Below are 8,409 nucleotides of genomic sequence, written 5' to 3' on the forward strand. Positions count from 1 at the left end.
CTCCTCGTCGTCGCAGCCGACCTCCTCCAATCCGCCTCCCGCGGCGACCACCCCGAACTCACCGAACCCCTGCACACCCTCATCGCATCCGCCACGCGATAGGCGGAACCGGTGGGAAGCGGCTGGCCGCCGTAGGCAGTGAGGCAGCCAGCCTCGCCGGCTGGTTGGCCTGGGACCAGGGAGACCACGGCTCCGCGCGCTCCTGGTACGGGTCCGCGATCAAAGCAGCGGGCTCGGCCGGAGACCCGCTCCTCGTCGCCTATCAGGCGGGCAGCCTCGCCCAGTTCGAGGCACACGCCGGAAACTCAGCCGAAACCCTCAACCTCACCCGGCGGGCCCGCCGCTCCCTCGGCGAGCAGCAACCGGCTGTCGCCGATGCATGGCTGAGTTCCGTCGAGGCTCTCGGGCACGCAGCTGCCGGCGACCGGCGCAGCGCCGACCGGGCACTGACCGCTTCGCGGGCCAAGGCCGAGGCCCTGTCGACGGAGGAGGAGCCGCCCCCGTGGCCCTGGGTTTTCCGGTTCGATCCGGTGAAGGTGGCGGCGTGCCGGGTGACCTGCGGTGCACGCCTGGGCTTGGCGGACTGGGTGCTGGGCACCGACACCGAGGCCCTGGCCACCGGCCACGCCAAACAGCGGGCGCTTCTGGTCCTCGACATCGCAGCGGGCCACCTCGCCGGCGGGCGCATCGAGGCGGCCTTCGCGATGGCCGGCCGCGCGCTGGAGACTGGGCTGCAATACCGCTCTGGGCGCATCGTCGAGCGGGTACGCGCCGTACGGCGGTCGCTGACCTCCAGCGCGCCGCCCAAGGTCGTGCGGGACCTGGACGAACGCCTGCACGGCGTCTACCTGTGAGCAGAAAGGGCGATTGCATGCGAGTGGGAATCACCGGCCACCGAGGCCTGAGCCGGGACGTCGAGCAGCAGGTCCGCGCACTCCTGGACACCGCGGTGCGCAGCTGGGAGCCGGCTGACCTGGTCGCCGTCTCCTGCATCGCCGACGGGCCGGATGCTTGGCTCGCCGAGGCGGTACTCAAGCACGGCGGCCGCCTTGAGGTCGTCATCCCCGCCCGGGAATACCGCGAGAGCCTTCCCGACTGGCACCACCCCGTCTACGACGACCTGCTCCGGCGGGCGGTCGACGTCCACGAAACCGGCCTGCAAACGTCGGACTCCACTGCGCACATGGCCGGCAGCGAGATCCTGGTCGGCCTGGCGGACGAACTCCTCGCCGTCTGGGACAGCAAGCCGGCCCGAGGGTACGGCGGCACCGCGGACGTGGTGGCCTACGCCGAGCGCGCTGGTACCCCCGTACGCGTTCTTTGGCCGGAGGGCGCCACCCGCAACTAGCGGTTCGGCGTGGAGCTCCAGGTGGGCCGGAACCGCGGGGACACCGACCTCACCTTGCACAGGGTGCAGGCACCGTCGACGGGGAGCGACTGCGCCCCGTACCGTGGAGGCCGCATCCTGGGTGCGACGGCGTCCGTTGAACCGACAGTTGCCATCGCCCGACCCGCAGGACTTCGAGAGGCTGCCGTGAACTCCTCACCACCGGTGCACAACGGGCCGCATCCCCCGTCCTATCCCCCGAAGACCCCGCCCCCGCCGAAGAAGCCGGTTGAGTTGCCACGCCCGGAGCGGCAGACGCTGCGCTCCTACGGGCCGCTGGGCGCTGGCACGGTGGCGACTCGCGGGCGGATGATGGTGACGATGGCGAACCGGCGCGGTGCGAATTGGACTTTGGATGCGGCTCCCTGGGCTGCGCCGTCCGCACCGGGCAAGGCCCGGCGCCTTGTCATTGAGCAGCTCCAGGCATGGGGCTACCGCCCTGATGCTGACCTGGTCGGTGGCCTGCTGGCTCTCCTAGTGCCGGCTGCCATCGCCGACGGTGGCAGCCGCATCAGCGTCCACCTGGCCGACCAGGACCAACGGGCCCTGGTCCTGGTCCTGTCGCATCAGGCTGGCCAAGCCCCTGACGGTGACGACGTGCTGACGCGCATCGCTGCTCTCGGGGTGGCGTCCTGTGGGGTGGACACTGATCAGGACGCAGGCGGCCGCCGGCGCTGGGCTTTGATCGAGCTCGACTCCGCCTCAGCCCATGACACGGCGGCCGCAACGGGCCCCGCCGAACGGCGGCTTGGTGGCCCGCTCAGCCCAGGTAAGTGACCTGCAGGACGGTGCTGCTGCGCAGGGTGTGGCCAATGAGGAGAACAGCGAAGACGTGGCTGCCCACGATCATGCGGACGTACTTGTCGTCTTCGCCGTAGGGGGATGTGGCGCCGAGGGGGTCCGCGCAGGCGTCAGCTAACGCCAGGGTGAGTTCTTCGCTGGCGGCCGCGGGCAGTGCTTCATGATTGCGTCGCAAGGGACGATAGCGCACTGCTCAAGAGGCGCGACCTGCACATATACGCTGTCATAGTCCAAGTTCCGTAACTATCGGGCCAGCCCTGCCGTTGCCCCGTTCATGAGCGACTTGGATGACCGGCTGCTGAGCCTGGTGGACACCGTGGTCGATGCGGACGAGCAGCGACTGCCCCTGCTGACACTACGGGAGGCGCGAGCAGCGGTGGAGTTGCTGCAACTGCTGGCCCGCGGCGAGGGCAACGGCTCGTTCGCAGCGCGACACCTGGCAGGGAACCTTGCAAGACGACTGCCGACCGATGGGTGATCCTGCCCCGGGGCCAGCCTCCTGCCAGTAGGACGGCAAGGACGCGACTGCCTGCACGGCACGTATCACGTGGACTCGACGTGTAGCCGATGTTGGGAGCCGAAGCCGGTGCGCACCCGCACTCCCGCGGGCCCTTCCCGGGCGGACAGCCACAGGCTTCGAGATGTTCGCGACGGCGATTGTTCAACACCCTGGTCAGTGCCCTGGTTATCCGTGGATGCCGGATGGGCATGGATGGCGACTGAAGTTGATCATTGTTGGAGGGATGGGTGAGAGCATGAGCAACCGACAGAGCGGCACCGTGAAGTGGTTCAACGACGAGAAGGGCTACGGGTTCATCACGCCCCAGAGCGGCGACGACCTGTTCGTTCACTTCAAGGCCATTCAGGCCGACGGATTCAAAACCCTCAAGGAAGGGCAGGCCGTCACCTTCGTCGCGACGAGGGGACAGAAGGGCATGCAGGCCGAAGAGGTACAACTCGCATAACAGAGCTTCAGTGTGCCCCGTACGGAAGGTGTCCGCACGGGGCGCTCGGCTCCAGCCGGGTCACCGCGGCAGTCGGCCATGCGGTGGTGCCCGGTCCACGCCCGGTACAGGCCACCTCCGGGACGAACAGCTCGTCTGAAATTGCTCGTCATGGGATTTGCGCCCCAAATTGCCAGCTCGCGCCTCCGCTCGCAGCATGGATGTATGAGGCCTTTTCCTCAGCGACTCCGGCGCGATTCTGATACGACGATGGACCTGGACGCCACCCGTCTGGTGCTGGCGTTCCGGGAACCGCAGCGCTTGGAGGAATTAGCCGCTTCCCTGTCACGACTAGGCCTCGCTCTTGAGGAGGACGAGACGAACGCGGGTGGCGGCTCGGGTACGGCGGTGATCAACCACACAGGCCGGCACTTCTGGGTCAGGGATGCTGGCGGCCAGGGCGTGGGCCCTAGACCACGCGCCGTGATCTTTGAGGTCTTCGGAGACCCTCTGGAGTGGATCGGGCCGGTCTATCGGGTCGCAGATGCTCCTGGCCGCTCTGGCCTGGTGTGCCCGCTGCCCAGTGTCCTGCTGGTCCGTGAAGAGCGGGCCGCCAGAGTGGCAGCCGATCCGGAGCTTGAACGCTTCCGAGCCAGGGAAGCACGCGACAGATCAGAGCTTCTCGTCGGCTACCGGTATTACGTCATGGACAGCCCTAACGACCTGCCGTCGTACGAGCTCCAGGACCACCTGATGACGCGCGGATCGTCCGTCGACGATGTGCCCCTGGAAAACATGCCGATGATCGTCCCGCTGGACTACCAGCCTGTGGACCCGCTCTTCGCCCAGCAATGGGACATGGTCACCATTCGGGCCGGCGGGCCGGGGACCACCGGATGGGACCGCGCTTCAGGCTCCCACAGGGCGGACATCGCCATCTTGGATTCCGGGTGTGATCTCACCCATCCTGACCTCTACTTCGCCGGGCCCGGCTATAACCCCGGTCAGATCGCCGGCGACGGGGGCCCCAATCCGGTGCTCGGAAGTTACGCGAACTTCCCCCTCGGCCATGGCACGTGCTGCGCGGGGATCGCCGCGGCCAGGGTGAACAACCTCAAAGGAGTGTGCGGAGTTGCCGGCACAGGAAGTGCTGGCCTCATCCTTCCGCTCGCCTTCACGATGTTCACCGAGGGCGAGTTCGCGCTCGGCCTGAGCCTGGCGGTGAGCCGAGGCGCCCGAGTGGTCAACCTGAGCTTCAGCACGAACAACTGGAATGCGCAGATCCTCAACCCCTCGATTTCATACGCCCACGCCAACAACGTGGTCCTGTGCGCGTCGACCGGGAACAACGCCCTGGACAGGGTGAGCTACCCCGCCTCCGATCCACGCATCATCGCGTGCGGGAGCAGCGATGCGACGGATCGACGGGTGTGGGATTCGAACTGGGGGCCGCAGATCTCGGTGGTCGCTCCTGGCGACCGCGTACCGTCGACGGACATCCAGGGGTCTGGTGGATTCAACCCCGATCCTCAAGGCGACTATTTTCTGACGTTCAGTGGAACATCAGCCGCTGCGCCGCACGTCTCGGGCCTGGCCTCGCTCCTCATGAGCGAAAAGCCGACCCTGACGAGCGAGCAGGTCAGGGACATCATTGAAAGGACCGCCGACCGGGTACGGCCGGACGTTTATGTCTATGAGGACCGTGGCGGCGTGAACGGGACCTGGAACAATGAGATGGGACACGGTCGCATCAACGTACTACGCGCCCTCGAAATGGTGAGAGGTTGACCCTTCGGGGCGCGGGGCAGAGGTGAGCCATGCCGATCCCGGACATTCATCGTCAACGGCTGGACAGGGCACTGCGCGAACACGACCGCGCCCTGGAGCGTATATCGCGCGAGAAGATCCGCTTGGAGACGGAAGAGGAGATTCACCGGATCCTCCTGGCGCTGGGGCGGGATCCCGGCGTCCTGGACGGCCTGTGCGCGATACACGAAGACCCCGAAATCATCGACGAACTGGAGAAGGACGCGGACTCCGTTCTCCAGGAACGCGGAGTCAGCCTGCCCTCCGGTGTCACCATCCGGGTGGCGGAGCCCCACCGGGCGGTCCAGGCGGACATATCCGTAAGGGGCACTGTCTTCGTCGTCCAGTGGGACCTTGAGCTCGGGCTGAGCACCGCTCTCGCTTCCGGTCCGACACCTGCTGACGCGGAAGCTGCTGCCGAAACGCCCCGACCGCGAACAGCTCATCGCCCCGGCCCATGAGCTGCGCGGTGCACGCTGTACTGCCTCGGCCATCGCCGCGCAGCTGCACATGGAAGCCGTAGGCCCGTCGTTCACGCCCCGCCGTTCCTGACGGCAAGGTCCTCGGTCTTACTCTCGCTCAACGCCCGGTCGCTGGCCGGCTTAATGGACCCGGAAAGCGGCACTCACGGTGCACTGACTGGTCCCGCAGAGGTTGCCTTGTCTCGGAGCCTCCTCAGCCGATCGATCCCCAGTCCCGGTGTGGCCGTTGTGGCTCGTGCTCGGGGGCGTTTTGCCCGGCGGCACTCGCGCCCTGTGTTCGGGAACACCTCTCTCGCACGGTGTGCAGCTCCACCATGAGGAAGATGGCTGCTGGGAGAAGGATTACGGCAGCCAGCACCAGGCTGAAGACCGCTGCGGCGGTCTTCCCGTCCTGCACGGCGCCGATGCCGGTTACGGCGAAGGCCACATCGATCACGAGCAGAGGCAGCAGCCAGGGCCACGGGTGGGGCTGGGCGACAGGTGGGGCGGACCGCCCCTCTCGGAAAGCCGCGTACCAGTAGCGGGCACACCACCAGGCGACTGCGTAAAGCGAAAAGGCAGCCGAGGCAAAGCCGATCAGTGGCCAAGCTCGCTCGGTCGTGCTCACGGCCGCGGCGGTCAGCGCCACGGCCAACAAGACCATGAACAGCGTCAGTATCGACCCCACGGCGAGACGATGACGGCGGCTGCCGTTGAGAGCGTTGGAGGGTATGAACACGCTCAACACCCTAATGAGACCGCAGAATCGGCTGCAACGCGCACGGCATCGCCTCGCCGACGCCGGCCCTCTGGCACCCGCCCTTCCACTGACTTACCGAGGGACTGCGGGCCGGTAAGGGCCGGTGTCTTGTCCTTGCCACGGGCTTTCCAGCTGGTGGGGGAGTTCGTGATGCGCTTGTGACGGCCTCGGCCGCTGGTGGTAAGCGGGGCGGTAAGCGGCTGGGCGAAGGGTCGGAGTAGCTGATCCGCCTACTTCGAGGAGCCCGCTATGCCGCCCCTGTTGTCCCCAGGCCGAGGTCGTAAGGATGCCTCCCCACCCGGCACAGCACAGCACGTGCGGCCCTTTCGTCACCGTCGGGTGGCGGTGGTGCGCATCGCGGCGTTGGTTGCGTTGGCGTGCGACCCTGTGGCGCTCGCCGCAGAGTGGGCGTCCCCGTCACCCGCTGGCCGGACGGTGCGCAGGAGTCAGCAGCGCAGAAGTCGCTGCGGTCGATGGCGCCGGGAGTGGCCCTGCCCGAGCTCGGTCAGCGGCCGCCGGCGGTGGGTCAAGTCTGGGCTGTGCGCAGTGAGCGAGTGCGTGCCGGGCCGTGGTCGGTGACGGTCGCGGCCCTACTGGAGCCCGGCGGGAAGGCTGCGGTGCGGTACTTCCGCGTGCCGGTCCTTTTCGACGACCACGGCGGCCGCGAAGGCTTCGCCGTCACAGCAGCGCCGGCTGCGGCCGCGGACCCGTCGTAGCTGGAGGTGCCGACGTCGCCGTACTCGCAGGAGGTCCCGGCCGGATCGTCTCTAGCCTCGACAGCTTCGGAGTTCTTGACGGCCTACCAGGGCGGTGCCGGCGGCGCTGAGCGCTACCTCGCGCCGCGCATCAAGCATCCCAAGCTCGACGCCGTGCGCCGGCGAATCGCGGACGTCGAGCAGCGCGAGGCACCCCGGCAGGTCGCAGCACCGCCGGCGGTAGAGCGGACGTTATTCCTCCAGATGGACATCGGGGGCGGACCCGTCGCCTGTTGCCGTCCGTGTCGGGGCGTGCCCTATCGGCGGCAAGCGCCTGCACCGGATCGCGCGGCAGGAGGCGGCCGGGATCGAGGCGTGCCTTACGTGCCTGCCGGTCCGAGAAGTGGACGCACAGCTAAGCGACTTGTGCACTGAGCGCTAAGGACATGCCAGCGGGACCATGGGAACCTGATCTCACGTCATGGAAACGCCCCTGCCAGAGTGACCAGGTCTCACATGTCAGGGGGGCGTGACCTGCAACACACAACAGGGGGATTTACGTGAAGAGCTCCATGCGCAGCGCCACCATTGGCACGGCCACCGCAGCCGTCGCCCTCACCGGTCTGGCCGTGGCGCCCGCCGCTCACGCGGATAACGTCACTTGTGATCATGAGAGCCTCACAAGCAACTACTTTGGGCACTGCTACCGCGACACCGATGACGGAGACCCCGGTGGCCTCTCAGGCTGGGCAGCTATTGGGACGTACAGCCACCCTGGTGAGGATCATCCCACGGCCTCCTTTCATGCCAAGGGCGAGATATTCCATGCCTACGCGTCCGTCCGCACGATGCGCTACAAGCTGCAGTGGCAGGACAGCTCCGGAACGATCCACACCGCAGTGAACAAGGTCCTTGCTCCTGGTGACAGCAAGGAATGGAACTTGTCGCTGCCTGAGGGGACTCGGGTCGGCGTCGCCATCATGAGTGACAAAAACGGGGTTTGCAGGTATGAACACTTTCCGCGCTTAAAGCTGGTTAGCGTCCATCCCAAAGTGAATCTTGGCCATGAGTGATCACATGCCGTGGGGCGAGGTGATCTGACAACGGCCACTGAGCCCGGCTGGCGCCGTTGCTGCTGCAGGACGTCGAGCCGGGCCCACCAGCGTGGACCCACCGGCAATTCACAGACGGCATTCGGGGCTGGCCTCCCAACCCCTAGCGCCCATATCCTCCCGGATGCGCCGGCCTTCGCAACCTCCAGCCGGTGCGCCTGCCGGCCCGGCACGGCCGGCGATTCACCTCAAAGCCCGCACTGCCCGCACTGCCCGCAGCCGCCAGCCTGGCCGGCCGGCCGCGAACTCCTCTCAACGGGAACCGCGAAACGGCACCTGGCGAGCCATCCGGGCCAGGGCCTGTATCTGGCGCTGAGCGACCTAGTACTCCAGTTAGAAATCGTTGCTTGAGCTGTTCCTTCTTCGGTAGTGGCAGCGTCGGGCGGTGGCTTGGTGGCGTCTGCGCCAGTGGGACCAGTTCAGAGCATGTATGGCTGGGCCGT

General features: G+C 67.2%; 11 protein-coding genes. 9 read left to right on the top strand and 2 right to left on the bottom strand.

The window, feature by feature from the left end; genetic code table 11:
• Positions 1 to 164: 164 nt before the first annotated feature.
• From ACH4FH_RS38580 to ACH4FH_RS38590, 3 genes are all read left to right on the top strand, one after another.
• Positions 165 to 854 carry a DNA-binding protein gene (locus ACH4FH_RS38580; RefSeq protein ID WP_398560650.1) on the top strand — a complete coding sequence of 230 codons (690 nt, stop codon included), beginning with the start codon at positions 165 to 167 and terminating at the stop codon, positions 852 to 854.
• Positions 855 to 871: 17 nt separating this feature from the next.
• Positions 872 to 1,348: a hypothetical protein gene (locus ACH4FH_RS38585; RefSeq protein ID WP_398560651.1), complete on the top strand. Its 477-nt coding sequence runs from the start codon at positions 872 to 874 to the stop codon at positions 1,346 to 1,348.
• A 360-nt stretch (positions 1,349 to 1,708) separates the two neighbouring features.
• Entirely contained in the window at positions 1,709 to 2,164 is a 456-nt protein-coding gene (locus tag ACH4FH_RS38590; protein WP_398560652.1) for a hypothetical protein, read from the top strand.
• Here the strand turns inward: ACH4FH_RS38590 and ACH4FH_RS38595 are convergent.
• Complete coding sequence (locus ACH4FH_RS38595) at positions 2,148 to 2,363, bottom strand: hypothetical protein (RefSeq protein ID WP_398560653.1); 216 nt, start codon at positions 2,361 to 2,363, stop codon at positions 2,148 to 2,150. The two genes, ACH4FH_RS38590 and ACH4FH_RS38595, sit on opposite strands and share 17 nt — an antisense overlap.
• A gap of 99 nt (positions 2,364 to 2,462) precedes the next feature.
• Here ACH4FH_RS38595 and ACH4FH_RS38600 point away from each other — a divergent pair, with 99 nt between their 5' ends.
• The 4 genes from ACH4FH_RS38600 (at position 2,463) to ACH4FH_RS38615 (ending at position 5,399) form a co-directional block, all read left to right on the top strand.
• Positions 2,463 to 2,666 carry a hypothetical protein gene (locus tag ACH4FH_RS38600; RefSeq protein WP_398560654.1) on the top strand — a complete coding sequence of 68 codons (204 nt, stop codon included), beginning with the start codon at positions 2,463 to 2,465 and terminating at the stop codon, positions 2,664 to 2,666.
• A 277-nt stretch (positions 2,667 to 2,943) separates the two neighbouring features.
• On the top strand, positions 2,944 to 3,153 hold the full coding sequence (locus ACH4FH_RS38605; RefSeq protein WP_043197576.1) for a cold-shock protein: 210 nt from the start codon (positions 2,944 to 2,946) through the stop codon (positions 3,151 to 3,153).
• 249 nt (positions 3,154 to 3,402) lie between these two features.
• Positions 3,403 to 4,920 (top strand): S8 family serine peptidase, encoded by a 1,518-nt coding sequence (locus ACH4FH_RS38610; protein ID WP_398560655.1) that lies wholly within the window; start codon positions 3,403 to 3,405, stop codon positions 4,918 to 4,920.
• Between the two features lie 29 nt (positions 4,921 to 4,949).
• Positions 4,950 to 5,399, top strand: a complete 450-nt coding sequence (locus ACH4FH_RS38615; protein WP_398560656.1) for a hypothetical protein — start codon at positions 4,950 to 4,952, stop codon at positions 5,397 to 5,399.
• Positions 5,400 to 5,613: 214 nt separating this feature from the next.
• On the opposite strand, the gene ACH4FH_RS38620 is transcribed toward ACH4FH_RS38615, so the two are convergent.
• Positions 5,614 to 6,144: a hypothetical protein gene (locus ACH4FH_RS38620; RefSeq protein WP_398560657.1), complete on the bottom strand. Its 531-nt coding sequence runs from the start codon at positions 6,142 to 6,144 to the stop codon at positions 5,614 to 5,616.
• Between the two features lie 554 nt (positions 6,145 to 6,698).
• On the opposite strand from ACH4FH_RS38620, the gene ACH4FH_RS38625 reads away from it, so the two are divergent.
• Positions 6,699 to 6,875 carry a hypothetical protein gene (locus ACH4FH_RS38625; RefSeq protein WP_398560658.1) on the top strand — a complete coding sequence of 59 codons (177 nt, stop codon included), beginning with the start codon at positions 6,699 to 6,701 and terminating at the stop codon, positions 6,873 to 6,875.
• Positions 6,876 to 7,426: 551 nt separating this feature from the next.
• Positions 7,427 to 7,927, top strand: coding sequence for a hypothetical protein (locus ACH4FH_RS38630; protein ID WP_398560659.1), 501 nt, complete (start codon positions 7,427 to 7,429; stop codon positions 7,925 to 7,927).
• Positions 7,928 to 8,409: the final 482 nt, after the last annotated feature.

It is taken from the genome of Streptomyces sp. NPDC017993, from assembly GCF_044328065.1.
GTDB lineage: Bacteria > Actinomycetota > Actinomycetes > Streptomycetales > Streptomycetaceae > Streptomyces.

Coding starts and splice junctions, on each gene's coding strand:
- ACH4FH_RS38600 (WP_398560654.1), top strand. CDS start 2,463: ATGAGCGACTTGGATGACCGGCTGCTGAGCCTGGTGGACACCGTGGTC.
- ACH4FH_RS38610 (WP_398560655.1), top strand. CDS start 3,403: ATGGACCTGGACGCCACCCGTCTGGTGCTGGCGTTCCGGGAACCGCAG.
- ACH4FH_RS38605 (WP_043197576.1), top strand. CDS start 2,944: ATGAGCAACCGACAGAGCGGCACCGTGAAGTGGTTCAACGACGAGAAG.
- ACH4FH_RS38585 (WP_398560651.1), top strand. CDS start 872: ATGCGAGTGGGAATCACCGGCCACCGAGGCCTGAGCCGGGACGTCGAG.
- ACH4FH_RS38590 (WP_398560652.1), top strand. CDS start 1,709: ATGGCGAACCGGCGCGGTGCGAATTGGACTTTGGATGCGGCTCCCTGG.
- ACH4FH_RS38630 (WP_398560659.1), top strand. CDS start 7,427: ATGCGCAGCGCCACCATTGGCACGGCCACCGCAGCCGTCGCCCTCACC.
- ACH4FH_RS38615 (WP_398560656.1), top strand. CDS start 4,950: ATGCCGATCCCGGACATTCATCGTCAACGGCTGGACAGGGCACTGCGC.